This is a genomic window from Grimontia sp. NTOU-MAR1 (assembly GCF_035758505.1).
GTDB lineage: Bacteria > Pseudomonadota > Gammaproteobacteria > Enterobacterales > Vibrionaceae > Enterovibrio > Enterovibrio marinus.
Genome location: NZ_CP142108.1, coordinates 2,459,097 through 2,485,619, shown reverse-complemented (window position 1 = coordinate 2,485,619; position 26,523 = coordinate 2,459,097). Strand labels below are relative to the sequence as shown.

Genomic DNA, 26,523 nt, shown 5'->3' with positions numbered 1-26,523 from the left:
GGTAGGAGGCGACATGGCAGCGATGACCTTTCACCTGGATGTAGTAAGCGCAGAGAAACAACTGTTTTCTGGCCGTGCTGAAGCAATTCAGGTAACGGGTAGCGAAGGTGAATTGGGTATTTACCCAAGCCACACCCCGCTGCTGACCGCTATCACGCCGGGCATGATCCGCATTACTAAGCAACATGGCCACGAAGAGGTGATTTATCTTTCTGGCGGTATGCTCGAAGTGCAGCCAAGCGCAGTCACTGTGCTGGCAGATACCGCAATTCGCGGCGTCGATCTGGATCAGGCCAAGGCAGAAGAAGCGAAGCGCCGTGCAGAGGATCGTATCCTCAACAAACATGGCGATATGGACTTTGCTCAGGCGGCCAGTGATCTGGCCAAGGCGATTGCCCAGCTACGAGTTATCGAGCTGACCAAAAAGGCACGCTGAGTACCAGGTATCACCCAAAGACTGAATGGCGACCGAGAGGTCGCCTTTTTTATGCTTGTTTTTCTCGTTTTTAAATCGCCTAATTTTTCGGTCTTTAAATCATGATAGAAAAAGATATGTTCAGTTTTTATGAGTTAATTATCAATTAGTTGATGTGAATTTATGTGTGGGTTTTCTTAAGTGATTATCTGCGAGGTATCGCCTGAAAATTGCTACAAGATGACGGAAATTTATGAATTTCTTATAGGTTTGAATCCCGTTTTACAAAGCGAACCGTTACAATAAGCGCCATTATTTGAAGTAGACCCTCAATACCAAGGACAATTCTCCATGAATTTCAGTGCTGTGATTCTGGCTGCGGGTAAGGGAACCCGTATGTACTCCAACCTGCCAAAGGTACTGCATACCCTTGCTGGCAAACCTATGGCTAAGCACGTTATCGATACCTGCTCTTCACTAGGCGCAAAAAACGTCCACCTTGTTTATGGTCACGGTGGAGGTGCCATGAAAGCAGCGCTGGCAGAAGAGCCGGTAAACTGGGTCCTTCAGGCAGAACAACTAGGTACCGGACACGCGGTTAATCAGGCTGCACCTGAGTTTGCTGATGATGAACAGGTTTTGATTCTATATGGCGATGTGCCGTTGATTTCAGAGCAAACTGTCGAAAACCTGTTGGATGCACAGCCTGATGGCGGCATTGCATTGCTGACTGTGGTACTGGATAAGCCAGCCGGCTATGGACGTATCATTCGCCGTAACGGACCTGTGGTGGCGATCGTGGAAGATAAAGATGCCACTCAAGAGCAAAAACTGATCAAAGAAATAAACACTGGAGTGATGGTCGCAACCGGACGTGATCTACGCCGCTGGCTGAACGAAGTGAAAAGCGACAACGCACAGGACGAATACTACCTGACGGATGTGATTGCGATCGCCCACGATGAAGGCCGTGCTGTCGAAGCAGTTCACCCGGAAAGCGCGATTGAAGTAGAAGGCGTCAACAACCGCATCCAACTGGCACGTCTGGAACGCGCTTACCAAGCCGCTCAGGCAGAAAAGTTGTTGGAAAGTGGTGTGATGCTCCGTGACCCGGCACGCTTTGATCTGCGTGGTCAGCTACAGTGTGGTACTGATGTCGAAATTGACGTCAATGTGGTGATTGAAGGTTCAGTTACTCTGGGTGACAACGTGGTCATTGGTACTGGCTGTGTACTGAAAGACTGTGAAATCGATGACAACACTATTGTTCGCCCATACAGCGTGATTGAAGGTGCTTCCGTTGGTGAGGACTGCACAGTCGGTCCTTTTGCGCGCCTGCGTCCGGGGGCTGAGCTGGTGGAAGATACACATGTGGGTAACTTCGTCGAAGTGAAAAATGCACGTATTGGCAAAGGTTCTAAGGCGAATCATTTGACTTACATTGGTGATGCGGAAATCGGTGAGCGCGTGAATATCGGTGCGGGCACCATTACTTGTAACTACGATGGTGCCAATAAGCACAAGACCGTGATTGAAGATGACGTGTTTGTCGGCTCTGATAGTCAGCTGGTGGCACCGGTGACCATCAAAAAAGGTGCGACCATTGGTGCAGGTACGACACTGACCAGTAACGTGGAAGAGGGCCAACTCATTATTACCCGCACGAAAGCACGTGTAATTGATGGCTGGAAGAGACCTGTTAAGCAGAAATAACACTTGTTATGCGTAAAAAAACATCGTAAAGGCGGTGTTTTTTTATTGAAGCGATTAAATCGTCATCAAACGAAAAATAGGGGGTTGACGCTCCTCTGAATCCGCAATATTATACGCGCCTCTGTTGGGGTATCGCCAAGCGGTAAGGCAGCGGCTTTTGATGCCGCCATTCCCTGGTTCGAATCCAGGTACCCCAGCCAACAACGCGTCCGTAGCTCAGCTGGATAGAGTACCTGGCTACGAACCAGGCGGTCGGAGGTTCGAATCCTCCCGGACGCGCCATCTCTTCCTTTCCAGAGGTGAGATGAACAATTAGGTATGCGGAAGTGGCGAAATTGGTAGACGCACCAGATTTAGGTTCTGGCGCCGCAAGGTGTGAGAGTTCAAGTCTCTCCTTCCGCACCATTATTTAAAGATCATGCTTTCGAGTGTGGTTGCTGTTGGGGTATCGCCAAGCGGTAAGGCAGCGGCTTTTGATGCCGCCATTCCCTGGTTCGAATCCAGGTACCCCAGCCATATTTCAGGTTGGCTACGTAGCTCAGTTGGTTAGAGCACATCACTCATAATGATGGGGTCACAGGTTCGAATCCCGTCGTAGCCACCACTTATTTCGAAAGTCTCTGACTTTCTGCCAGATAAGACACACTACCAGTGTCTGCGGGTTATAAACTCAATATCAGGCGAAAAAATTGCGATGGTGGCGGAATTGGTAGACGCGCTAGCTTCAGGTGTTAGTGTCCTTACGGACGTGAGAGTTCAAGTCTCTCCCTTCGCACCAAACATCACTTAAGCCTTCAACAAGATGGGTTAGGTAAAACAATTTGCGGAAGTGGCGAAATTGGTAGACGCACCAGATTTAGGTTCTGGCGCCGCAAGGTGTGAGAGTTCAAGTCTCTCCTTCCGCACCATGATTGAAAGCAGGCTATTTAGCCTGCTTTTTTTCTATCTGTAGTTTGCAACCCATTCTCTCACTTCAATTTCTCGCGCTCTCAGTGCGTAATACCAATCGTAGTAAATATCTGCTCATCTTAGCTTGTTAAAATGCTCGATAACTGCGTTGAAAAATTTGATTGTAGAATAACTATTTATCGAAATTTTTCGCCTTGTGCTCGAGCATTTTTCCTGCGCTATTTCTGATCACCTAACTACTGTGATTGGTATAACTCTCTGTATAATTCTCAATCTGTGTTGCAGATCATGCTCAAAGTGATATGTATTGCATTTCATCCTTGATCTTTGATTTAAAGTTTATATTATCTTTCGAAACGAAAGTTTGGTGGTTACATGTCGAAACGTAATACTCAACAACGTCGCCATGCGATTGTTGCCATGCTGACTGAGCAGGGCGAAGTCAGCGTAGATATGCTTTCAACACTGTTTGAAACATCAGAGGTAACGATCCGTAAAGACCTTGCTGAACTTGAGAAAAATGGACTTCTGCTGCGTCGTTATGGCGGAGCAGTGCCGGTTCCTCATGAAATGGTTTCGGAAAACGCAGTAAAAGTTTCGGAGCAAAAGTTATCGATCGCAAAAATGGCGGCAACCCGGATCCGCGACCATAATCGCATTGTGGTGGACAGTGGTTCAACGACGGCAGCTTTGATCCCGCTTCTTAATCAAAAGCGTGGTCTGGTGGTGATGACCAATTCCCTGAATGTGGCGCAGGCCATTAAGGAGTTGGAAAACGAGCCGACGCTACTAATGACAGGCGGCACCTGGGACCCTCACTCTGAAGCATTTCAGGGGCAGGTCGCAGAGCAGGCATTGCGTGCGTATGACTTTGACCAGCTGTTCATTGGTGCCGATGGCATAGATGTTAATCGCGGTACGACAACATTTAATGAAATTGTCGGCCTGAGCAGGGTCATGTCGGAAGTGTCTCGGGAAGTTTTGGTTTTGATTGAATCCGATAAAATCGGCCGCAAAATTCCGAACCTTGAATTGCCATGGGATGCTATCACTACAGTGATCACCGACAGTAAGCTTGATACTACCACCAGACTCGCTATTGAAGAGACGGGCACAGAGGTGATCTGCGCCTCAGACTAAATACGGGGAAAAATATGTGTGGAATTGTTGGCGCGGTTGCGCAAAGGGACGTTGCTGAAATCTTACTCGAAGGTTTGCGTAGACTTGAATACCGCGGCTATGATTCTGCGGGTCTAGCGGTGACTGACAGCGAACAACAACTGCGTCGGCTGCGCCGATTGGGCAAAGTCCAGAATCTGGCGGAAGCTCTAGTCGAAACGCCAGTTCTTGGTGGTACCGGTATTGCTCACACTCGGTGGGCAACCCATGGTGAGCCAAACGAAGCAAACGCTCACCCACACATGTCGGGTTATAACATTGCTATCGTTCACAATGGCATTATTGAAAATCATGAACCGCTCCGAGAGCTGCTTAAAGGCCGCGGTTACGTTTTTACATCCCAAACTGACACTGAGGTAATTGCCCACCTTGTGGATTGGGAATTGGGCCAGGAAGGTTGCCTTATGGAAGCCTTCCAACGCACGGTCAAACAGCTGGAAGGCGCTTATGGCACTGTGGTAATGGATAGACGTGACCCAGAGCGGCTTATCGCTGCTCGTTCGGGAAGTCCACTAGTGATTGGTCTTGGCATCGGCGAAAACTTCCTGGCGTCTGATCAGCTGGCGCTGCTAAACGTGACCCGCCGCTTTATTTTCTTGGAAGAAGGTGATGTGGCGGAAATCACCCGCCGTGAAGTCAGCATTACCGATGTGAATGGCGAGCGTGTTGAACGTCAGGTACACGAGTCTTCGATCGAGCATGATGCCGCTGACAAGGGCCCATATCGCCACTACATGCAAAAAGAAATCTTTGAGCAGCCTTCAGCACTTATCAACACCCTGGAAGGACGCATTGATGGCAACAGCGTGCTGGTGGAGAGTATTGGTCATGGCGCGGCAGATATTCTCGCGCGCGCCGAGCACATCCAGATAGTCGCCTGTGGTACGTCCTACAATGCAGGTATGGTTGCCCGCTACTGGTTCGAAGACATTGCTGGTGTGAGTTGTGATGTTGAGATAGCTTCTGAATTTCGCTACCGAAATTTTGCTACCCGTCCTAACAGTTTGTTAATTACCCTTTCCCAATCCGGAGAGACCGCGGATACGCTGGCCGCGCTACGTAAAGCCAAAGAGCGGGGCTTTATGGGCGCAATGACCATTTGTAATGTGGCTGGCTCTTCTTTGGTTCGTGAATCCGATTTAGCGTTTATGACCCGCGCAGGTGCTGAAATTGGTGTGGCATCTACCAAGGCATTTACTACACAGTTGGCGACATTGTTGATGTTGGTGACGGCAGTGGGAAAACAGAAAGGCAACATTGATGCAGGGAGAGAAAAAACCATCATAGAGGCATTGAACCGCTTGCCGGTGACCATGGAGCAAGCGCTGGCGTATGATAAAGAGATTGAACTGCTGGCGGAAGATTTCGCGGACAAGCACCATGCATTGTTTCTGGGTAGAGGAGAATACTACCCTATCGCTATGGAAGCGTCACTGAAGCTGAAAGAAATCTCGTATATCCATGCAGAGGCTTACGCAGCAGGTGAGCTTAAACATGGCCCATTGGCACTGATTGATGCTGACATGCCGGTGATTGTGGTGGCACCGAACAATGAGTTGCTGGAAAAGCTCAAGTCCAACATTGAAGAAGTTCGTGCTCGTGGTGGGCAGCTTTATGTGTTTGCAGATAAAGATGCAGGCTTTGAAGAGAGTGAAGGCATGACTATCGTGGCGATGCCGCATGTTGATGAAGTATGTGCCCCTATTTTCTACACCTTGCCAATGCAGCTCTTGTCTTATCACGTCGCCCTTATTAAAGGGACAGATGTCGACCAGCCTCGAAACCTTGCTAAGGCTGTAACAGTGGAATAAAACCGCTTATTAGTGAGAAGTAAAAACCGAAAAGGAGCCGTATGGCTCCTTTTTATGTCTTGTATACAGTACAGGATCTGTCTGATTTGCTTTTTGCAACTGTCGGTGACTCTGTCTCATTTGCATTTTGCAAATCATTTCGCAGTCATAATAAGACACTGAGTCCAGAAATGTTAACATGTCAATTTTATGTAAAAATAAGTAATTGATATTAAATGCATTATTCGATGCCCAAATAGTTGGCCTGCATTGTGCATATTGTCGATAAACAGCACAACTACATAACAGATAGCTGTAAGTCGTAGGGAGTGAAGTATGATCGACTCGAAAGCACAAGTAGCAAAACGTATCAAAGAAGCACGTGAGTGGAAAGGGATCACTCAGGTGAAAATGGCCAAACTACTCGAAGTAGCTCGCCAAACATATCTGGACATTGAAACGGGTAAAACCGAGCCACGTGTCAGAATGTTATCAGAAATTGCAGAAATTACTGAACGTCCATTGGTATGGTTCGTTTATGGTGATGCTGATGTTGAACTACACGACGTGCAGTACAAACAGGATGTTAATCGCTTGCTGGAACATTTCTCCAAGCTGCCTCATGAGGCTCGTACTGCTATTCTAAATCAGAGCGTAAACATGGCATCATTCTTGGTGAATTACTCGAAATCAGCGCAAAGAAGTTAAGCACTTACTTACTTGGCAAGCTCGGTAGAACCTTGCCTGCCAAAATAGGTATTGCGGATTTTCCTTGTCATCTGGTTTAGGCAAGAGCAGCCCTGTTTCACACTTCAACAACGCTTTGTATGTGTAGAAAACGACCCTGTGCATAATGCAGTTCTAGCAGTAAAGTGCGTCATTGTGAACAGTGCTAATCAATCTGTTCCTAGGCGCCGAGTTGTGGGGCAAGCGATGTTTATTGTCAAAGGTCATGTTGCACAGCGCATTAGGGAAGCGCGGGAGTATCGGGATATCACACAGGTGGAGATGGCACAGCATTTAGATGTTGCCCGTCAGACCTATTTAGATATTGAATCCGGTAAAACGGAACCCAAAGTGTCTTCTCTGGCAATCATCGCTGATGTAACCGGCCGTCCATTAAACTGGTTTTTGTACGGCGAAAGCACGCGAAGCGACATCGCGTTTACACACAGGGATGATCTCAATACCCTTTTGGCGCTATTCAGTCAGCTACCGGAGTCAGCGCGCAACCTCGTGATGGATCAGGCATTGCTACTGGCACAGTACATGATAAACATGACGTCGCTGGAAAGAGATCAATAAGTAAAAATAACAAAAAGCCCAGCAATGCTGGGCTTTTTTGTCTTCTTGGTAAAGCTATTCACTGGGATTTAGCCAGAAAGAATTTATAGGATGGGTTATCCGTCTCATCCTTCCAGGCATACCCCAGTTCGCGCAGGTGCGAGGTAAACGACAAGATGTCTTTGTCATCCAGTTCAAAGCCACACAGCACGCGTCCATAATCAGAGCCGTGATTGCGGTAATTGAAGATACTGATGTTCCAATGCGTTCCCAGCGTGTTGAGAAAGCGTAGCAGGGCTCCTGGGTATTCCGGGAACTCAAAGCTATATAGACGCTCTTTCATCGCCTTAGTTGGGCGTCCGCCAATCATGTATCGGATGTGGACCTTCGCCATTTCATCGTCAGACAAGTCCTGCACAGGATACCCACCTTTTCGCAGATCGGTGATGATGCCGTCGAGCTCTTCCTGTCCATTTTGCAAACGCACACCCACAAAGATGTTTGCCAGCGTATCGTCACTATGACGGTAGTTAAACTCTGTCACTGCGCGACCTCCTAGTATCTTACAAAACTCGAGGAAAGCGCCTGTACGTTCAGGAATGGTGACGGCCAACAGGCCTTCACGTTTCTCGCCCAGTTCGGCGCGCTCAGAGACGTATCTCAGGCTGTGGAAGTTGGTGTTGGCGCCGGAAAGCACAGCAGCCATCTTCTTGCCTTTGAGCTGTTGCTGTTCGGTGTACTTTTTCAGACCTGCCAGTGATAAAGCCCCAGCAGGTTCAGAAATCGCACGGGTATCTTCGAAGATATCTTTCACAGCTGCACAGATTTCGTCACTCGACACAGTGATGATGTCATCGAGATGCTCATGACACAGACGGAAGGTCTCATCTCCAATGCGTTTGACTGCCACACCGTCTGCGAAGGTGCCAACATTATCCAGAGTGACAGGCTCTCCAGCATCCAATGCAGCTTTCAGGCAGGCAGAGTCTTCCGCTTCTACGGCAATGAGTTTGACCTGTGGCATCAGTTGTTTCACGATAACTGCTACGCCCGCGGCAATACCTCCCCCGCCCACAGGCAGGAAGATATAGTCCAGATGGCCATTCTGTTGCAGCATTTCCATGCCCATGGTGCCCTGACCCGCAATCACTAACGGGTGATCAAAAGGTGGTACAAAGGTGTAGCCGTGTTCTTCTGATAGCTCTACCGCTCTGGCTTTGGCTTCATCAAAGTTGTTGCCATGCAAAACCACATTGCCACCAAAGCCGCACACTGACGCCACTTTGATGTCTGGTGTGGTGCGTGGCATCACGATGGTGGCTTTGATACCCAGCTTATGGCCGGACAGAGCAACGCCCTGCGCGTGGTTACCTGCAGAAGCGGCGATAACACCGGCTTTTTGCTGAGCTTCAGTTAACTGCGCCATCATGTTATAGGCGCCGCGCAACTTGAATGAATGCACCGGCTGGCGGTCTTCACGCTTCAGCTGGATGGTATTGCCTAAACGCTGCGAAATTCGCGGCATATCCTGCAATGGGCTGACAATGGCTGCCTCATACACAGGTGCGCGTAAAATATCACGCAGGTAGTCGGCGTTGCTGAGCGGCGCAGGTTCACTGTGTTGTTGGCGGGCCTGACTCATGATTACCCCTCCAGCTTGCTTTTATCGCGCACAGCACCTTTATCAGCACTGGTTGCCATGCTGGCATACGCTTTCAATGCAAACGACACTTCGCGCACACGTGACTCAGGTTTCCAGCCTTTCGCATCTTGCTCGGTGCGACGTACAGAAAGTTCTGCTTCGTCTACTTCCAGCACGATAGATCGGTTTGGAATGTCGATAGCGATGATGTCGCCCTGCTTCACCAGGCCAATGGTGCCGCCGCTTGCAGCTTCCGGAGAAACGTGACCGATGGACAGGCCACTGGTACCGCCTGAGAAGCGGCCATCAGTAATTAGTGCGCAGGCTTTACCCAAGCCCATGGATTTAAGGTAAGTTGTTGGGTAGAGCATTTCCTGCATGCCTGGACCGCCTTTTGGCCCTTCGTAGCGGATAACCACGACTTCACCGGCTTTTACTGCACCGCCGAGAATACCGTTGACAGCGTCTTCCTGGCTCTCAAAAACATGCGCCGGACCGCGGAAGGTCAGATTTTCTTCTTCCACACCCGCTGTTTTCACGATACAGCCGTCAAGAGCGATATTACCTGTGAGTACAGCAAGGCCGCCATCTTGGCTGTAGGCATTTTCTTTCGTGCGGATACAACCTTCAGTGCGATCGTCATCCAGCGTATCCCAGCGGCAATCCTGAGAGAATGCCTTGGTGGTGCGGATACCGGCAGGACCAGCGCGGTAGAAGGTTTTCACCGCTTCATTGTCTGTTACAGCGATATCGTATTTCGCCAAGGTGTCGGCCATTGTCTCGCCCAACACATTTGGTACGTCAGTTTTCAGAAGGCCAGCACGGTCCAGCTCGCCCAGAATACCCATGACACCACCAGCACGGTGAACGTCTTCCATGTGATATTTCTGCGTGGATGGTGCTACTTTACACAGGTGTGGAACCTGACGGGAAAGACGATCGATATCAGTCATATCAAAATCGATCTCGCCTTCCTGCGCTGCCGCAAGCAGGTGAAGGATAGTATTGGTCGATCCTCCCATTGCGATATCCAATGCCATGGCGTTTTCAAGCGCTGCTTTGCTCGCGATATTACGTGGCAAGGTCGATGCATCGTCCTGTTCATAATAGCGTTTGGTCAGCTCTACAATGCGCTGGCCAGCCGTGATGAAAAGCTGCTCGCGGTCGGCGTGGGTTGCCAACATGGAACCGTTACCCGGTTGGCTGAGTCCCAGCGCTTCGGTCAGACAGTTCATTGAGTTCGCGGTAAACATACCTGAACAAGAGCCACAGGTTGGACACGCTGAGCGCTCGATCTGCTCGCTTTGCTCGTCTGACACATTTGGATCGGCGCCCTGAATCATGGCATCAACCAGATCCAGCTTCAGAATCTGATCCGAAAGCTTGGTTTTCCCCGCTTCCATTGGACCGCCCGACACGAAAATTGCTGGGATATTCAGGCGCATTGCCGCCATCAACATTCCTGGAGTGATCTTGTCACAGTTGGAGATACACACCATTGCATCAGCACAGTGAGCATTCACCATGTATTCCACAGAGTCAGCAATCAGCTCACGTGATGGCAGGCTGTAAAGCATACCACCGTGACCCATGGCAATGCCGTCATCGACGGCGATGGTGTTGAATTCTTTTGCGATGCCGCCTGCGGCTTCGATTTCTTTCGCTACTAGTTGGCCTAGATCTTTAAGGTGAACGTGACCTGGTACGAACTGGGTGAAAGAGTTAACCACGGCGATAATAGGCTTACCGAAATCTTCATCTTTTACGCCGGTTGCACGCCAAAGGGCGCGGGCACCCGCCATATTACGGCCGTGAGTGGTGGTGGCTGAACGATACTTAGGCATTTCCTTATTCCTCTAAAACTGCTTATTTGGTGTCCGGAGAGACCGGATCCAGCCATCCCCATTTGTCTTCGGTTTGGCCGTTAAACAGGCCAAAGAAGGCGGTTTGTACTTTCTCTGTGACTGGGCCGCGTTTGCCTTCACCCACAGTGATTTGATCTACGCTGCGAACCGGAACGATTTCCGCCGCTGTGCCCGTCATAAAAACTTCATCAGCCAGATAGAGGGCTTCACGCGCGATGTTCTCTTCACGCACTTCATAACCCATGTCTTTGGCGATGGTCATGATGGAGTCACGGGTTATGCCTGGAAGGATGGCGCTGGTCGCTGGTGGTGTTGAAATAACGCCATTTTTTATCACGAACAGGTTCTCACCGGCACCTTCCGACAGGTAACCATCCACACTCAGGGCGATACCTTCAGCGTAGCCATGGCGACGGGCTTCGCCACCGACTAACAGGCTCGACAGGTAGTTACCACCTGCTTTGGCTGCGGTTGGGATAGTGTTCGGCGCGGCACGGTTCCAGCTTGAAATCATGGCATCGACACCGTTGGCTAGCGCATCTTCGCCGAGATAAGTGCCCCAGCTGAAGGCAGCAATAATAAGGTCCATTTTGGTGTCTGGTGGTGGGCATACACCCAAGCCAACGTTACCGACAAAACCCAGCGGGCGGATGTAAGCAGAGTTCAGGTTATTGGTGCGCAGTGTTTCACGGCATGCTTCCATTAGCTCCTCGACTGAGTAAGGAATAGGGAAGCGGTAGATTTTTGCGCTGTCTTTCAGGCGCTGCATGTGTTCGCGGTGGCGGAAGACCACTGGGCCATTCGGGGTGTCGTAGCAACGAATCCCTTCAAAAACCGAAGTGCCATAATGCATGGCGTGGGTCAGCACGTGAACTGTGGCATCTTGCCATGGGATCAGTTCGCCGTTTGACCAAATATAATCCGCTGTGTTTGCCATTCTTATTAATCCTTATAACGCATTACTGTTGTTCTAGCGGGAGCAGACGTACACGTGAGACATCCCATAATTTGTCTAACTGGCTCTGAAGATTGGCGATAGGACGATCGCTCTTCACTTGCAGGGTAATTTCAACCGTATTGGTGTCATCGGTATGATGCATATCTAGGCTCATCAGCCGGAATCCACGGTGACGGACAATGCGCAGCAGACGTTCCAGCAATTCTGGTTGGTCGTCGGCATTGATTAATAGGGTGTGTGATTGGCTCATGTGCGCTCCAACATATCCTGGTTAGCGGCACCGGGTGGAACCAGTGGCCATACATTCTCTTCCTCTGAGATAGCAACATGCAGCAGGTAGGCTGTGTCACTTGCCAGTAACTCCTGCAGAGCAGGGATGACTTCGTCTTTACGGGTAATGGTCTTCCCTGGGATATTAAAGGCTGAAGCCAGTGTGACGAAGTCAGGGTTATCCGATAAGTTGGTTTCGCTGTAGCGCTCTTCAAAGAAAAGCTGCTGCCATTGACGCACCATCCCCAAGCGCTGGTTATCCAGCAGCACCATCTTAACCGGAATATTACGGCGTTTCAGGGTACCAAGCTCCTGAATGTTCATCATAAATGAACCATCTCCAGAAACTAATACAACTTCGTCATCAGGACGGGCCATTTTGGCACCCATAGCAGCAGGTAAACCAAAGCCCATGGTGCCAAGACCTGCGGAGGTTAGGAGGTTTTCTGGGCGACGTGGCTCAACGTGCTGCGCCACCCACATTTGGTGTTGGCCCACATCGGTGGCGACGACGGTGGAGTCCGGCATCATGTCAGAGAGCTGTTTAAGGAGCAGTGGCGCGAAAATTGGATCCCCCGGGTGGTCATATCGCCAGCCGAAGTCCTTTTTCATGTTCAGCACGCTGTCTTGCCACGCTTGGATATCTGAAGGCTCACCCAACTGTGGCAACACGGTATTCAACTCACCGCGAAGTGCGACGTTGGCGCGGCGAAGTTTGTGGAATTCCGCAGCATCAATATCGATGTGAACCACTTTAGCGTTAGGCGCGAAGGTATCCAGTTTGCCAGTGACACGATCGTCAAAACGTGCACCAATGGCAATCAATAAATCAGATTGCTGTACCGCCAGATTCGCCGCTTTGGTGCCATGCATACCAAGCATGCCGAGATAATACGGGTAATCTTTGTCAACAGAGCCAAGCCCTTTCAAGGTGCTGGTGGCTGGTATTTGGCTGTGATTTAAAAACTGGCGAAGGGTGTCGGTTGCATGTGCCAGTTGAATACCACCACCGACATATACCATCGGCTGCTTGGCTTCTGCGATCAGTGCATTGGCTTCCTGTAACGAAGCTTGCGACACTTCTGGCGCAGAAGGCTGATTTACAATAGCCGTAAAGGCTTCTTCGACTTGGGCAAGCTGCACGTCTTTGGCTATATCCACCAGCACGGGGCCAGGGCGCCCTTCTTTAGCAACCACAAAAGCTTCTGCCAATGTGGAAGCGAGTTTTGATGTGTCGGTCACCAGAAAACTGTGTTTGGTGCAGGCAAGGGAAAGACCGAGGACATCAACCTCCTGAAAGGCGTCGGTACCGATTAGCGGGCTGGCAACCTGACCTGTGATAGCGACGACGGGCACGGAGTCCATCATGGCATCTGCAAGGCCAGTGATAAGGTTGGTGGCGCCTGGACCGGAAGTGGCAAGACACACACCGACGCCGCCGGTGGAGCGTGCGTAGCCGATAGCGGCCATGGCTGCGCCTTGCTCGTGACGGCAAAGCACATGATCGACATCACCGTCATAAAGGGCATCATACACGGGCATAATAGCACCGCCAGGATAACCAAAGAGTGTTGTTACACCCTGTTTTCGCAAGGCTTCAACGACCATTTGTGCACCTGTCATTGTCGACCCCCGTTAAATCCCGACTGGGAGATTGTTTGCTCTGCTTCCTGATATGATCCCATACCGCTTTTTCCTTTTGCGTTTTGCAATCGCACGTCCAAATGTGAAAAAAGCCCCCGGACCTTTCGATGCGGGGGCTGTTGCGATGTCTGTTTGCTATCTTCTAGCTGTCGCTGCCCCTCGCGGTAGTACCACCACGATAATTGAAATAATAATGACTAGGGCGCGAGATAGATGATTCATTTTGTCTCTTTGAGCGCCGTTTGTGTCGGCGCTGTATGTTTATGTCAACGTTTGTTTGCACAGTTGTTGTCTGCTCATAGTGGTATCACAGACTTCTGTCGCATGACAAGCAAAAAGTGGCTCGAATTTCCAATTTCCGCTTCGTAATGCAGTAATACTAATAGTTTATGCAAATAACTTATTGATAGATAAATAGTTACTGATTACGCCCTATGAATCTTGCCATTATCCAAAGTCGCGCCTGTGTCGGCGTCGAAGCACCACAGGTGACTGTCGAAGTCCATATCAGCAATGGGTTACCTGCATTCACGCTAGTTGGCCTAGCCGAAACCACCGTCAAAGAAGCCCGCGACAGGGTGCGCAGCGCGATCGTGAACTCGGGCTTTGAGTTTCCAGCAAGACGCATCACGGTCAATCTTGCCCCGGCAGACTTACCCAAGGAAGGTGGCAGGTTTGACTTACCCATCGCCCTTGGTATTTTGGCCGCTTCCGGTCAAATTCCGATGATCAAGCTTGATAGTCATGAATTTGCCGGAGAGTTGGCCCTTTCCGGTCAACTTCGTGCCGTAAAAGGGACTTTGCCTGCTGCCGTAGCATGCCGTGAAGCGAATAGAAGCCTAGTGGTACCAGATGAAAACGGCGGACAGGTGGCGCTGGTTGGCAGAGATATTCATGTGTCCGCGCCGGATCTGATTTCCGTTTGCCGTCACCTAAGCGGACAGGGTAGCTTGATGCTCAAAGAGCCTGAGGGCGATGAAGTGACGCCGAATACAGCTGGACGTTGTATGCAGGATATTATCGGGCAGCAGCAGGGAAAACGTGCGCTGGAGATTGCGGCAGCAGGCTCTCATAACCTTTTGTTCCTTGGCCCTCCTGGGACGGGAAAAACCATGTTGGCTTCACGCATGGCTGATCTGTTACCGCCAATGAGTGACAAAGAAGCACTCGAAACCGCGGCGATCACTTCCCTGACAGAAAAGCCTTTGCACGAAGGTAACTGGCGCAAACGGCCTTTTCGCACCCCACACCACTCAAGTTCAATGGCTGCATTGGTGGGTGGTGGAAGCACACCAAAACCGGGCGAAATATCGCTGGCGCACAACGGCTTGCTTTTTCTCGATGAGATGCCCGAGTTCGAACGAAAAGTATTGGATTCATTGCGAGAACCTTTGGAGTCCGGTGAAGTCGTGATTTCTCGCGCCAACGGTAAAACCTGCTTTCCAGCCCGATTCCAGCTTATCGGTGCACTTAACCCCAGCCCGACCGGGCACTATGAAGGTCAGCTGGCGCGATCTAATCCACAGGCGACGCTTCGTTATCTCAACCGCTTATCAGGTCCTTTCCTGGACAGGTTTGATCTCTCGATTGAAATCCCAGCCCTACCGCGAGGTACGTTAACTGAAGGCGGCGACCGCGGCGAACCGACGGAAGTGATAAAAGCGCGGGTAGAAAGGGCAAGAGCTGTGATGCTAAAAAGGGCAGGTAAAGTTAACAGCCTGCTGTCCAGCAGAGAAATTGAAACCTACTGTCCACTCGATAAAGCAGACGCGGACTTTCTGGAAACTGCTTTGCATCGATTAGGGCTGTCTATTCGCGCATACCACCGTATCATTAAAGTGGCACGCACTATTGCGGATTTGTCCGGTGAGGCAAATATCCAACGTGGTCATTTGGCCGAGGCGTTGGGATACCGCTCGATGGATAGGCTTCTTAAACAGCTGACATCACTGGCGAGTTAGCCCAGTCAGTGACACGGATAGACTGATGTGACCACTTGTAACTGAATGGTGTTTTTTATTTCTGCGTCGTATTATGACCATTGAATGACAACTCAGTGAATATAACGCGAGATCGAGACATTGTTACTTTATCTGAACTCATTTCTGGTCTGCTTGAATACTGCGTTTTGGTCAGTGCTGATCTGCTGTTTTGCCCTGATCAAAATGTTGTTACCCATTCCGGCTTTGCAACGTTGCGTAACCCGACTTTGCAACGGTATGATGTGGGCGTGGGCGACCGGAAACCATAAACTACTGAGCTTCACTTCTGATGTTGAGTGGGACATTCAGGGAGGAGAGACCCTGAAAAAAGATGGGTGGTACTTGCTGATCTGTAATCATCTCAGTTGGACGGACATCGTGGTGATTTTTTCAGTATTCAGAAACCGCATTCCGATGGCGAAGTTTTTCCTCAAACAGCAGTTGCTGTACGTCCCTTTTCTCGGCATGGCTTGCTGGGCGGTTGATATGCCATTCATGAAGCGCTATTCGCGCGAGTACCTGTTACAGCATCCTGAAAAGCGCGGTAGTGATCTGGAAACTACCCGAAAATCCTGTGAGCGTTTCCGCTACACCCCAACCACGGTCGTGAACTTTGTTGAAGGCACTCGATTTACCGATGACAAGAAATGTCAGACTCGATCGCCATATAACAACCTACTGCCACCTAAAACAGGTGGCATCGCTTATACGCTTGGCGCAATGGGCGATCAGTTTGATGCCATCATCAATGTCACGGTGGCGTACCCCGATAACCGTGCACTTCCTTTCAAAGATTTGCTGAGCGGGAAGATGAAAAAGATTGTGGTGCGCATCGATACGCTTCCAGTGGATGAAAGCGTCAAAGGCGATTACTTCAACGACAAAGTGTTCAAGCGCCGCTTCCATCAGTGGCTCAATGATGTTTGGGGAGATAAAGATGTCAGACTAGATGGAATCTATGGGAATGAGCAGCCTGAAGTGGATATCCCAGAGCGACGGAAAAGCGCGGTTTAGAAAGTTAAAGTTGAAAAAAATCATAGATAACAAAAAAGGGCCTGATGGCCCTTTTTTCATGTTGTTAGCTCTTACTGTGTCAGCAAGAAGTTAACCAGCGCGAAGTAATCTTCTTTGGTCTTCACAGTTTTTGGCGTCACGTGGTACTTGCCGTTTACAATCAGTGCCGGCACGCCACGAAGGCCTGATTCCTGGAACGCTTTATCAAAACGGTTTGCCATACCATTCGCTGCAAAGCTATTGAACGTGCCGTCAAACTTGTCTGCGTCCACGCCTTCATCGATAAACATCTGGCGAAGCTCTTCTTCATTGCGCGGTGGCTTCTGCATCAGGTGGATACGGTTGAAAATTACAGGCACAACTTTGTCTTCCACATCCAGCATCACTGCGGTTGCATAGGCTTTGCTCAGAGCTTTCCCCATATTGCCACCCATGAATGACACATGGTTTTTGGTGAAGCTAGCATTATCTGGAATGTTCTTCTTCAGCTCTTGCATCAGTGGTTCGCTTTTAAAGCAGTGTGGGCAATAAAATGAGAAAAACTCAACCACGCTGGGTGTATCGCTCTTTGGCAGATCCAGCATCTGGTAGTCTTCACCCGCGTTGAAGCGCGCTGCCTGCGCCGAAAAGGCCAACATTGCTGCTGCAACTACAGCCAACATTTTTTTCAACATAACGTCTTTTCTCCCTGAGTGTTATTGATGGCTGCTTACCATTGAGGAACCAGTGTGAGTGGCGGTTCTTCAAGGGCGGCCAATTGTTCTTTAAAGGCGAGTACCTGATTTTCCCAGTATTTTGCCTCAGCAAACCATGGGAATGCACGCGGAAATGCCGGATCCTCCCAGCGTTTTGCCAGCCATGCCATGTAATGCACCATTCTCAGACCGCGTAATGGTTCAATAAGTTGCAGCTCATTGGCGGGAAAATCGTGAAATTCTGAATATGCCTCGGAAATGGTATCAAGTTGTGCGAGCTGATCGTGTCGGTCCCCGTTGAGCAGCATCCAGATATCCTGAATCGCAGGACCGTTTCTTGCGTCATCCAAGTCCACAAACATGGGGCCATCTCGCCAGAGAATATTGCTGGGGTGGCAATCACCGTGCAACCGCAGGGTGCTCACATCTGGATTCCAGCGATACTTCAGTACGCTGATCAGGCGGTCTAGATCTGCAAAGAAGGCATTTTCGAGATGCATGGGGATGAAGCTTGAATTCTCCAACGCTTTACGCGGCGCGAAGAGGTATTCATCCAGACCAATGGTCGGGCGGTGTACAAAGGGTTTACTGGCGCCGACTTTGTGAATACGACCTAAAAAGCGGCCCACCATTTCAAGCTGGTCCCAGTTGTCCACTTCGAACGTTCGGCCGCCGACACTTGGGAAAACTGCAAACTGGTAGCCTTCGAAGTTAAACAAAGTTTCCCCGTTAATTCTCATTGGTGTGGCGACTGGAATTTCAGACTGCTCCAGATCATCGGCAAAGGCGTGCTCTTCGAGGATTTGCTCACGGCTCCAGCGCTGTGGCCGGTAAAACTTGGTTACCAGTCGACGACGTTCTTCATCCTGAAACTGATAGACCCGGTTTTCGTAGCTGTTCAATGCCAGAAGGCCTGATTCCGGGCGAATGCCAACCGACTCCAGTGCATTGAGCAAGGTGTCTGGCGTGAGATGTTCATAGCTAAATTGGGCGTCGCTCATAGGGTTGGCTACGTTAAAGTGTGTGGGATGTGATGGTAGCAGAGTTTGCCGCCGAAGATAAAAAACGGACGCTCAGATGGCGTCCGTTTTTTCGGGAAAGTGCACTACATCTTACTGATAAAGCGGCTTTCTGTTTCTATGGTCTTCTTATCATCCCCCGATTGGCGTTCCAGCACGAAGGTGATGTTAGAGACCGACGTACTCAGCTCATAAGGGTCTACACCTAGGCTGATTGGCAGGGTGAAAATCTCACCTGCGGTCAGAGTGACTTCTTGCTTGCCATACCATTCCACATCATCCAAACCTTTCACGGTGAGCGAGTAGGTTTCCGGTGATTGGGTTTTGTTGAGAATTTTCAGTGTGTAGGTGTTCTCTATCAGGCCTTCACTGTTGGTTTTGAACAGCTGTGTGCGGTCACGGATAACGTCCAGTCCCATCGGTTGCACCGCGGAAAACAGCATGACAAACAGCCCAAGCATCGCCACCATTACAACCCCATAGCCAATCAGCTTTGGTCTGACGACATCGACCTTATGGCCTTCAAGTTTATGCTCAGTGGTGTAACTGATAAGGCCTTTGGCGTAGTTCATCTTGCTCATGGTTTCGTCACAGGCATCGATGCATGCTCCACAATTTATGCACTCATATTGAAGGCCATCACGGATATCGATACCTGTTGGACATACCTGAACACACAGGTTGCAATCGATACAATCTCCAAGGCCCAGCTCTTTTGGATCTTTTTTCCGTGGCCTTGGGCCCCGCGCTTCACCACGTTTTTGGTCGTAACCCACGATAAAGGTGTCTTTGTCGAACATGGCGGACTGGAAACGCGCGTAAGGGCACATGTGGATACACATGATTGAGCGCATCCAACCAGCGTTTCCATAGGTACAGACGCTGAAAAACAATACCCAGAAAGCTATCCAGAAACTGCTGTTGAAGGTAAAAAAGTCAATGAAGAGTTCTTTGACTGGAACGAAATAGCCCACGAAGGTGAGGCCAGTCAGTAGTGCTACCGCAAACCAGCAGATGTGCTTGGCCGTTTTCCGGAGCAAAAGCTCTTTGTTCATTGGCAGGGAGTCCTGCTTCTTCCGCTTGTTGGCCGGCCCTTCGAGTTTTTCCTCGAACCAGATGTAGATAAAGGTCCAGACTGTTTGCGGACAAAGATACCCACACCAGACCCTCCCTAAAAAAGTGGTGATGAAGAAAAGGCCAAAGGCGGCGATCATAAACAGGGTGGCGAGTAGGGTCAGGTCCTGAGGCCAAAGCGTTGTGCCGAAGAAGTTGAACTGCTGTTTGCCGATATCAATCAGGATCGCCTGGCGGTCGCCATATGGGATCCATGGCGTCAGCACGAACAACAGCATAAAAAACCAACCCATTTTCTGGCGAAGCTTCTGGTATACCCCGGTCATTGCCCGCACATAGATGCGGTTACCTGGGTTAAAACGATCGCCACTATTTTTATGGGTTTTAGGGTTGAACTCTTTGGGGGGGACGTCTTTGACGTCAATTTTATCGTTGCTCATGACAGCTGCATTCCTTGGGCTAACGGGATTTCCCGAACATTGCTGACACTGATACATTGTCAGTGCCTTTCATCGATTAACACTCAACACTCTGATAGTTAACTATCACTTCAATCATAGACGCCAGATTATATCTGAGGAGGAGAGATGAATTCTGTGCGTATGGTGGGAAAATAACCGGACAATCACACCACTGACGTGTAACAGCCAATTGTTTTGAAAATAAAAAAGCGAAGCCTGAAGCTTCGCTTTTGTGTCTGGTTTATTGCGCAGTCGTTAGTTGATAATGCCACGTGCGCGCAGAATCGCCGTTTTGAAGTCATCTTCGCAGTCCTTTGCAAGACCTGGGATCATGTCATCTCTCTGGCTGTTACGCATTTTCAGATGATAAATCAGAACGTCATCGGTCAGGTCTTCCAGCTTACCTTCGTAGCCGGCTTCCTCAGCTAACTTAACGATCATTTGGAGCAGGTTCAGTTCAGGCACTTTCTGCCACTCAGGATGAAGCAGTTCGATAAGTTCATTAATGCGATGACATTTCATTTTTGAAGACTCCAACTGGCCGGATTTTGGCCTTACTTTTTATGTGACTTATCATCTTACAGTACCAGATTCAGACGGGCAGACCAATCACAGCAAGGGTCAATTAAGCCGCTTCACCTTTTGGCATTTCAACCATGACAGGTGTTGGACGCATCAGGTTCAGATCTGGAGTACCTTTCAGGTCAGTGTTGGTTTTGCTTTTGAACGCTGGCGCAAAAAAGTGAGCGCGCATGCGGGAAGGAGTGCGGGTAACACGAACAGGATGGACAGTAACAGGGCGCATTTAAGGTTCTCATTGGTTGCGCATCCATGACAGGGTTCTCTTACAGAGTGGCGTCAGGGTTTCCGATGGCTGCTAGCCTTACTTCGTGTTCACTCTGGGGTTCGCGAAGTGCGAATTTGCGCGGATAATAACAGGAAAGAATTGCCGAAAAAAGCAGCAGCGGGAAAAATAATTCGCGTAGAAAAAAAGCGGAGTAAACTCGCCTTTACACTTGATTGTCTCGCCCTTATATCACGGGCATGACACGGTTTCTACCCAAGTTTTTGGCCTCGTATAACTGGGCGTCGGCACGGCTGATGAGGTTTCGGATACTCTCGCCTTTTTCATACTCAGCGACACCGATAGAGACCGAGATACTGTCGAGTTTCTTGCCGGTTTTCTTATCTTTAATCGCAAGTTTATCGATGGTGGCTCGGATGGTTTCAGCAACGCGGCATCCGCCACTCAGTGGGCGGTTGGGTACAAGCAAGGCAAACTCTTCCCCACCATAACGGTAAGCATGTATTCCGTCACGGCAATAATCAGAGAGGCGCTTAGCGGTGAGTTTTAACACCTGATCACCCATCAAATGGCCGTAGGTATCATTGAAACTTTTAAAGTGGTCCAAATCACAAAGTAACAGACTGAAGCCTTTCGGTGGCGGACTGGTAGCCAAAGACTCTAGCTCGGTATCAAAGGCGCGACGGTTGTAGATACCCGTGAGTGCATCGTGAAGAGCATCTTCGTTGGCCTGCTGCAGTGTTTCCTTAAGTCGGGATATCTCTTCTTGTGCATCAGCTAACTGGCTTTTAAAGAAATTAGTCGACTGACGCAGTTCATTGGAGCCTTTCACGGCTTTTCTGACCACGGCAACGGTTTCTTCCATCGACAGGGCTTCTTCACCAACACGGGCAAGTTGTGAGAAAGTCTTGTCTAATGTGCTTTGGAAAGTGGCGGTGTCTTTCAGCGTATCTTCCATGGTGTTACTCATTTCAAGAGCCAGCGCTTGAAGTCCGCGCTGGAACTCGTCGACATCTTTCACCTTCTCGTCAGCGACATGATCGTTGTACAGCTCTTCACTGAGTGTGGGACTTAACGTCCCTGTTTCTTTTATAGATTCATCAATCTTTTTGGAAAGTTCGATATCGGCATTAGCGACGTAGGTGTACCAAAGCGCGTAATTAGGTGGTGTTGCGGGAACTTGGTACTTCATTAGAAGGGGAACAACTTTCTTCAAATATCCAGAACTTTGCGCAAAAATCTCTTTTGACATGGCTGACTTATTCTCCGTCATTTTTCGAGGCAAGACCGCCGTACATTACCAGTTTATTAATCTTAGACTGAATTTAGCGCGTTGCTGTGACAGCTTAGTCATTGTTTGGTGTCTAGACTTCGTTGATTGCCTGTATGCAAAAAAAAGGAATGAAAAACATGGGATGGTTTAAAAAAACACTGGCGAAAGTAGGGTTTGGCAGTGCAGGTGTGAGCGTTGAACTTGGTTCCACGAAACTGATACAGGGTGAACAAACCAGGGTGTTGGTGACGGTAACAGGCGGAGATGTTGTCCAACAGGTGGATAAGGTTGAACTCAGGGTTTGCTGTGACTACATGGGATGGGAAGAGCTCAGAGCTCAAGGTGAACAGGGTAGGAAAAAGCAACGTCGGCGTAAAAGCCACGTGCTTGCAAAATGGTCACTTCCGGATGCATTTAATACCGAACCTGGCAAACCCCAGCACTTTGAATCAACAATGACTCTTCCGCTGAATACACCTTTGTCGATGGGGGATGGCAAAATTTGGCTTGAAGTGAGCCTCGATATTCCGATGGGTAAAGACCCCTCATCGAAAACCGAGTTGACGGTGAAACCGGATATCCAATTAGATGCGGCTTTCTCCGCGCTTGAGGATTCAGGATTTCGTATCGAAAAGGTGAAAAACGAAGAAGTCGAGCGACAGCCCATACCCTTTGAGCAGCAGTTCGAGTGGGCGCCAGTTTCGGAGCCTTATCAATCCGTGTTCAGGGACATGACGCTGGTGGCGGCAAGAGCGGAAGATGCGCTTCATCTTGCCATGACCTTTGGCAGACAGGGTGAAGGCATAGGTGCTGCAGTGGGTCGTTTTGTGGGGGCCAACACACTTTCCCGTGAATTAACAGTTGCAGGAAGTGTTGAGGAAGTCGCTGATGAGGTTAAAACATTGCTGAAGCAAATCTCGCAATAATTTAAGCTTACACGTGTAAGCTTAAATATGTCATACTCGCCGCTGAACTGATCAAATGCGTTAGCAATTAGGGAGACTGTCGCATGACAACAGCGGCTTCTGCGCCTCAATATTCGGTGAAAGAAGAAATTGCCAGCAGTGTTAGCCATGGCCTGGGTGTGATTTTTGGCATCGTGGCGTTAGTGATGCTCTTGGTGAAAGCTGTCGGTGAGCATGCCGATGCGCTCAGTATTGCCAGCTACAGTGTGTATGGCGCCAGCATCATCCTGCTTTATCTGGCATCCACCCTATACCACGCGATTCCATTTGCCGGTGCGAAGCGTGCACTCAAAACGTTTGACCACTGTGCTATCTATCTACTCATCGCGGGCACCTATACGCCTTTTATGCTGATAAGCCTCAGAACGCCGCTGGCAAACTGGGTAATGGCATTGATTTGGGGGATCGCGCTGGTCGGGGTGATCCTGAAAATTGCCTTTGTTTACCGGTTTAAATCGTTGTCACTGGCGACGTATCTGGCGATGGGGTGGCTGTCTCTGGTGGTGGTTTATCAGTTGGCGCAGGTGATGCCGATAGCCGGAATGGTATTGTTAGGGATGGGCGGCTTGGTGTATTCGCTGGGCGTGATTTTCTACGTGAAACAAAGCATTCCCTACAACCATGCTATCTGGCACCTGTTTGTGCTGGGCGGCACGGTGCTGCACTTCTTCGCCATTTACTGGTACGTGCAGCCCGTGTGAAACAATGGGCGTGACTAGTCGCGCCAGAATATGGGGAACAGTAAAACCAATACGGTCAGAATCTCTAGTCTTCCCATCAACATGCCAATACTGAGTGCCCATTTGGCAGTATCAGGTAATCCGACAAAATTCCCTGTTGGCCCAATGATGGACCCCATCCCTGGTCCCACGTTTGCCACAGCTGTCATTGCCCCTGTCAGGCTGGTAATGCCATCAAGTCCAGTGGCGGCGAGTATCATTGCAACCACCAGAATGGTCATGATGTAAGTGATCGCGAAGGCCACCACAGAGCGAACGATGTCCTCATTGACCGGCCGGCTATTGTAGCGTTGGATGAATACGCCTGAAGGGTGTACCAGTTGCTGGATTTGTTTTTTCAGTAAAGCCAACGCAATTTGGAAACGGAAAATTTTCGCGCCACCCGCCGTAGAGCCTGAGCATCCACCCACCAGCAACATAAAAGCAAAAATCACCGACGCGAAAGGCCCCCAGGCGGTGAAGTCATCCAATCCAAACCCGGTTGTTGTCACCACCGAGACGATGTTGAACAGTGATACCCTCACCGCGTCCATCACCGCATAGTCTTTGGACATTACCAGCCAGAGCGACACCATTAGCGCCGTTGCTAGTACTAGATAGGTAAAGCCCTGCACCTGTGCATCGTTCACCAGCATGCTCGGCTCACGTCGGCGCAGCGCGTTAATCATCAGAAGAAATGGCAGGCCACCTGCGAACATAAACAAGGTGGCGACCCAGTGCGCGGCATGACTGAAATGGTTCATTGAGCTGTCTGAGGTTGAGTAGCCGCCGGTCGATAACGTTGTCATGGCGTGGTTTACCGCCTCAAACGCCGTCATGCCCGCCAGCCAGTAGGCGACAAAACAGAGTGCTGACAGTGAGACGTAAACCTTAATGATACTGATGGCAACGTTTTTGGTACGTGGGCTGGATTTTGCGGACCAATCGGAAGACTCGGTCTGGAACAGGCGCATACCACCGACGTTCAAAAACGGCAGGATGGCGACACCCATCACGATAAACCCAACACCACCAAGCCACTGAAGTATGGAGCGCCAAAGCAGAATCGACGGCGCCATATTATCAAGGCCACTTAGTACGGTAGAACCCGTGGTGGTAATACCGGACATGGTTTCAAAATAGGCGTCGGTAAAGCTTATGTGATTAATGAAGACAAAAGGTAGCGCTGCAAAGGCACTGGCAATTAGCCACACCATGGTGGTGATAACAAACATGTCGCGGGCGTTTAGCCGGAAGTCCTCGGTTTTTCCGAGCGTCAGACAAGCAAACGCAGCGACATGGGTAATGATGACAGAAAGACCAAAGTCGAGAAAGCCGGCGGTACCGGTGAAAAAGGCAGTTAGGGTGGGTACATACATAAATAGGGCGATCTTGGATAAGACCAGCCCTATGACGAACAGTACCGGTTTGAAGTTAACCATACACTGTGATGCGTTTTATCTTTAGAGGAAGAATGGACTTGGCTGGAACAGCCTTTCCACGTCCGGAATATATTTCTTATCCACCAGGAACATCACTACGTGATCGTCCTGTTGAATAACGGTTTTATCGTGCGCGATCAGGACTTCCTCTTCCCTTACAATCGCACCGATGGTGGTACCTGGTGGCAACTTAATGTCGCCAATCGCACGCCCTACTACTTTCGATGTGTTGGAATCACCATGTGCAATGGCTTCAATCGCTTCTGCTGCGCCGCGGCGCAGCGAAGAAACGTTCACGATGTCGGCTTTACGTACGTGGGTCAGCAGAGCTGAAATGGTCGCCTGCTGCGGAGATATTGCAATATCAATAACACCGCCCTGCACCAAGTCGACGTAAGCCCCCCGCTGTATAAGCACCATCACCTTCTTGGCACCCAAACGTTTGGCCAACATCGCAGACATGATGTTGGCTTCGTCTTCATTGGTCACAGCAATGAAGACATCAATCTGGTCAATATGCTCTTCGCTCAGAAGTTCCTGATCCGCCGCATCACCGCAGAATACAATGGTGTTCTCGAGGATTTCTGACAGTTGCTCTGCGCGTCTTGGGTTGCGCTCAATCAGCTTCACGCTGTATGCACGCTCAAGGCTTCGTGCAAGACCAGCACCAATGTTACCGCCGCCGACAATCATGATGCGCTTGTAAGGCTTCTCAAGGCGCTGAAGTTCACTCATCACTGAGCGGATGTGGTTACTTGCTGCCACGAAGAAGACTTCATCGTCCGCCTCGATAATAGTCGTGCCTTGCGGACGGATAGGGCGATCACGACGGAAAATCGCCGCCACGCGGGTATCGACATGTGGCATGTGTTCGCGAAGGGCTGACAGCGCATTACCCACTAGCGGACCACCGTAATAGGCCTTAACCGCAACCAGACCGACTCGGTTATCGGCAAAGTTCACCACCTGCAGTGCACCTGGGTATTCAATAAGACGCTGAATGTACTGGGTCACCAGCTCTTCCGGCGCAATCAGGTATTCAACCGGGCAAGCATCGGTCTGGAATAATTGGTCTTTAGTGGCGAGGTATTCCGGGCTTCGAATACGGGCTACACGGTTGGGCGTGTTGTAGAGGGTAAAAGCAACCTGACAGGCGATCATGTTGGTTTCGTCGGAGTTGGTCACAGCGACCAGCATGTCGGCATCCTGTGCGCCGGCTTCCAGCAGTGTGGTGGGATGGCTGGCGTAGCCTTGCACCACACGAAGATCATATTTGTCCTGCAGCTCTCTGAGTCGCTCGGGGTCTTTATCGACGATGGTGATGTCGTTGTTTTCGCCCACCAAGTTTTCAGCCAGTGTGCCACCGACCTGTCCAGCCCCCAAGATGATGATTTTCATAACGTCT

General features: G+C 49.9%; 23 protein-coding genes and 7 tRNA genes. 17 read left to right on the top strand and 13 right to left on the bottom strand.

Translation table 11 applies throughout. From position 1 onward, the window contains the following. Positions 1-13 precede the first annotated feature (13 nt). The 13 genes from VP504_RS11405 to VP504_RS11345 all read left to right on the top strand — a co-directional run bounded on the left by VP504_RS11405 (position 14) and on the right by VP504_RS11345 (position 7,311). Positions 14-436 carry a F0F1 ATP synthase subunit epsilon gene (locus VP504_RS11405; protein ID WP_046303098.1) on the top strand — a complete coding sequence of 141 codons (423 nt, stop codon included), beginning with the start codon at positions 14-16 and terminating at the stop codon, positions 434-436. Between the two features lie 330 nt (positions 437-766). Then, positions 767-2,128, top strand: a complete 1,362-nt coding sequence (gene glmU / locus VP504_RS11400; protein ID WP_325891272.1) for a bifunctional UDP-N-acetylglucosamine diphosphorylase/glucosamine-1-phosphate N-acetyltransferase GlmU — start codon at positions 767-769, stop codon at positions 2,126-2,128. A 125-nt stretch (positions 2,129-2,253) separates the two neighbouring features. After that, positions 2,254-2,328, top strand: a tRNA-Gln gene (locus VP504_RS11395). A gap of 5 nt (positions 2,329-2,333) precedes the next feature. Beyond that, positions 2,334-2,410: transfer RNA gene (locus VP504_RS11390), tRNA-Arg, on the top strand. A 38-nt stretch (positions 2,411-2,448) separates the two neighbouring features. Continuing rightward, a tRNA-Leu gene (locus tag VP504_RS11385) sits at positions 2,449-2,533 on the top strand. Between the two features lie 36 nt (positions 2,534-2,569). Next, positions 2,570-2,644: transfer RNA gene (locus VP504_RS11380), tRNA-Gln, on the top strand. 11 nt (positions 2,645-2,655) lie between these two features. After that, positions 2,656-2,732: transfer RNA gene (locus VP504_RS11375), tRNA-Met, on the top strand. An 87-nt stretch (positions 2,733-2,819) separates the two neighbouring features. Further along, positions 2,820-2,906: transfer RNA gene (locus tag VP504_RS11370), tRNA-Leu, on the top strand. Between the two features lie 45 nt (positions 2,907-2,951). Next, positions 2,952-3,036 (top strand) — tRNA-Leu (locus tag VP504_RS11365). 376 nt (positions 3,037-3,412) lie between these two features. After that, positions 3,413-4,177 (top strand): DeoR/GlpR family DNA-binding transcription regulator, encoded by a 765-nt coding sequence (locus VP504_RS11360; RefSeq protein ID WP_325891270.1) that lies wholly within the window; start codon positions 3,413-3,415, stop codon positions 4,175-4,177. A 14-nt stretch (positions 4,178-4,191) separates the two neighbouring features. Next, positions 4,192-6,027 carry a glutamine--fructose-6-phosphate transaminase (isomerizing) gene (glmS, locus tag VP504_RS11355; RefSeq protein WP_325891269.1) on the top strand — a complete coding sequence of 612 codons (1,836 nt, stop codon included), beginning with the start codon at positions 4,192-4,194 and terminating at the stop codon, positions 6,025-6,027. Between the two features lie 315 nt (positions 6,028-6,342). Beyond that, positions 6,343-6,714, top strand: a complete 372-nt coding sequence (locus VP504_RS11350; protein ID WP_062712247.1) for a helix-turn-helix transcriptional regulator — start codon at positions 6,343-6,345, stop codon at positions 6,712-6,714. Between the two features lie 225 nt (positions 6,715-6,939). Next, complete coding sequence (locus VP504_RS11345) at positions 6,940-7,311, top strand: helix-turn-helix domain-containing protein (RefSeq protein ID WP_325891268.1); 372 nt, start codon at positions 6,940-6,942, stop codon at positions 7,309-7,311. A 58-nt stretch (positions 7,312-7,369) separates the two neighbouring features. On the opposite strand, the gene ilvA is transcribed toward VP504_RS11345, so the two are convergent. Genes ilvA through ilvG form a run of 5 tightly spaced genes read right to left on the bottom strand, consistent with a single transcriptional unit; the run spans position 7,370 to position 13,648 of the window. After that, positions 7,370-8,932, bottom strand: coding sequence for a threonine ammonia-lyase, biosynthetic (ilvA, locus tag VP504_RS11340; RefSeq protein ID WP_325891267.1), 1,563 nt, complete (start codon positions 8,930-8,932; stop codon positions 7,370-7,372). 2 nt (positions 8,933-8,934) lie between these two features. Further along, positions 8,935-10,776: a dihydroxy-acid dehydratase gene (gene ilvD / locus VP504_RS11335; protein WP_325891266.1), complete on the bottom strand. Its 1,842-nt coding sequence runs from the start codon at positions 10,774-10,776 to the stop codon at positions 8,935-8,937. Positions 10,777-10,798: 22 nt separating this feature from the next. Continuing rightward, on the bottom strand, positions 10,799-11,734 hold the full coding sequence (locus VP504_RS11330; protein WP_325891265.1) for a branched-chain amino acid transaminase: 936 nt from the start codon (positions 11,732-11,734) through the stop codon (positions 10,799-10,801). 22 nt (positions 11,735-11,756) lie between these two features. Beyond that, entirely contained in the window at positions 11,757-12,005 is a 249-nt protein-coding gene (gene ilvM, locus VP504_RS11325) for an acetolactate synthase 2 small subunit (protein WP_325891263.1), read from the bottom strand. Beyond that, on the bottom strand, positions 12,002-13,648 hold the full coding sequence (gene ilvG, locus VP504_RS11320) for an acetolactate synthase 2 catalytic subunit (protein WP_325891261.1): 1,647 nt from the start codon (positions 13,646-13,648) through the stop codon (positions 12,002-12,004). Before ilvG ends, ilvM begins: the two co-directional genes overlap by 4 nt. A 455-nt stretch (positions 13,649-14,103) precedes the next feature. Between ilvG and VP504_RS11315 the strand changes: the two genes are divergently transcribed. Together VP504_RS11315 and VP504_RS11310 are read left to right on the top strand one after the other, a co-directional pair. Continuing rightward, the gene (locus tag VP504_RS11315) at positions 14,104-15,630 is read left to right on the top strand and encodes a YifB family Mg chelatase-like AAA ATPase (protein WP_325891259.1); all 1,527 of its coding nucleotides are present in this window, start codon (positions 14,104-14,106) and stop codon (positions 15,628-15,630) included. Positions 15,631-15,750: 120 nt separating this feature from the next. Further along, positions 15,751-16,665: an acyltransferase gene (locus VP504_RS11310; RefSeq protein WP_325891258.1), complete on the top strand. Its 915-nt coding sequence runs from the start codon at positions 15,751-15,753 to the stop codon at positions 16,663-16,665. A gap of 71 nt (positions 16,666-16,736) precedes the next feature. On the opposite strand, the gene VP504_RS11305 is transcribed toward VP504_RS11310, so the two are convergent. The 6 genes from VP504_RS11305 to VP504_RS11280 all read right to left on the bottom strand — a co-directional run bounded on the left by VP504_RS11305 (position 16,737) and on the right by VP504_RS11280 (position 21,971). Then, entirely contained in the window at positions 16,737-17,339 is a 603-nt protein-coding gene (locus VP504_RS11305; RefSeq protein ID WP_325891256.1) for a thiol:disulfide interchange protein DsbA/DsbL, read from the bottom strand. Between the two features lie 35 nt (positions 17,340-17,374). Further along, positions 17,375-18,361: a serine/threonine protein kinase gene (locus VP504_RS11300; RefSeq protein ID WP_325891255.1), complete on the bottom strand. Its 987-nt coding sequence runs from the start codon at positions 18,359-18,361 to the stop codon at positions 17,375-17,377. 104 nt (positions 18,362-18,465) lie between these two features. Beyond that, the gene (ccoG, locus tag VP504_RS11295) at positions 18,466-19,893 is read right to left on the bottom strand and encodes a cytochrome c oxidase accessory protein CcoG (protein ID WP_325891254.1); all 1,428 of its coding nucleotides are present in this window, start codon (positions 19,891-19,893) and stop codon (positions 18,466-18,468) included. Between the two features lie 276 nt (positions 19,894-20,169). Next, positions 20,170-20,436, bottom strand: a complete 267-nt coding sequence (locus VP504_RS11290; protein WP_325891252.1) for a YihD family protein — start codon at positions 20,434-20,436, stop codon at positions 20,170-20,172. Positions 20,437-20,539: 103 nt separating this feature from the next. Then, positions 20,540-20,719, bottom strand: a complete 180-nt coding sequence (locus VP504_RS11285) for a hypothetical protein (RefSeq protein ID WP_325891250.1) — start codon at positions 20,717-20,719, stop codon at positions 20,540-20,542. A 226-nt stretch (positions 20,720-20,945) separates the two neighbouring features. Next, entirely contained in the window at positions 20,946-21,971 is a 1,026-nt protein-coding gene (locus tag VP504_RS11280; RefSeq protein ID WP_325891248.1) for a GGDEF domain-containing protein, read from the bottom strand. Between the two features lie 158 nt (positions 21,972-22,129). Here VP504_RS11280 and VP504_RS11275 point away from each other — a divergent pair, with 158 nt between their 5' ends. Both VP504_RS11275 and trhA read left to right on the top strand, forming a co-directional pair. Next, positions 22,130-22,918 (top strand): sporulation protein, encoded by a 789-nt coding sequence (locus VP504_RS11275; protein WP_325891246.1) that lies wholly within the window; start codon positions 22,130-22,132, stop codon positions 22,916-22,918. Positions 22,919-23,001: 83 nt separating this feature from the next. Next, on the top strand, positions 23,002-23,658 hold the full coding sequence (trhA, locus tag VP504_RS11270; protein WP_325891244.1) for a PAQR family membrane homeostasis protein TrhA: 657 nt from the start codon (positions 23,002-23,004) through the stop codon (positions 23,656-23,658). A gap of 14 nt (positions 23,659-23,672) precedes the next feature. Here the strand turns inward: trhA and VP504_RS11265 are convergent, their stop codons facing one another. Both VP504_RS11265 and trkA read right to left on the bottom strand, forming a co-directional pair. After that, positions 23,673-25,118, bottom strand: a complete 1,446-nt coding sequence (locus tag VP504_RS11265) for a TrkH family potassium uptake protein (protein WP_325891242.1) — start codon at positions 25,116-25,118, stop codon at positions 23,673-23,675. 21 nt (positions 25,119-25,139) lie between these two features. Continuing rightward, positions 25,140-26,516: a Trk system potassium transporter TrkA gene (trkA, locus tag VP504_RS11260; protein WP_062712296.1), complete on the bottom strand. Its 1,377-nt coding sequence runs from the start codon at positions 26,514-26,516 to the stop codon at positions 25,140-25,142. Positions 26,517-26,523 lie beyond the last annotated feature (7 nt).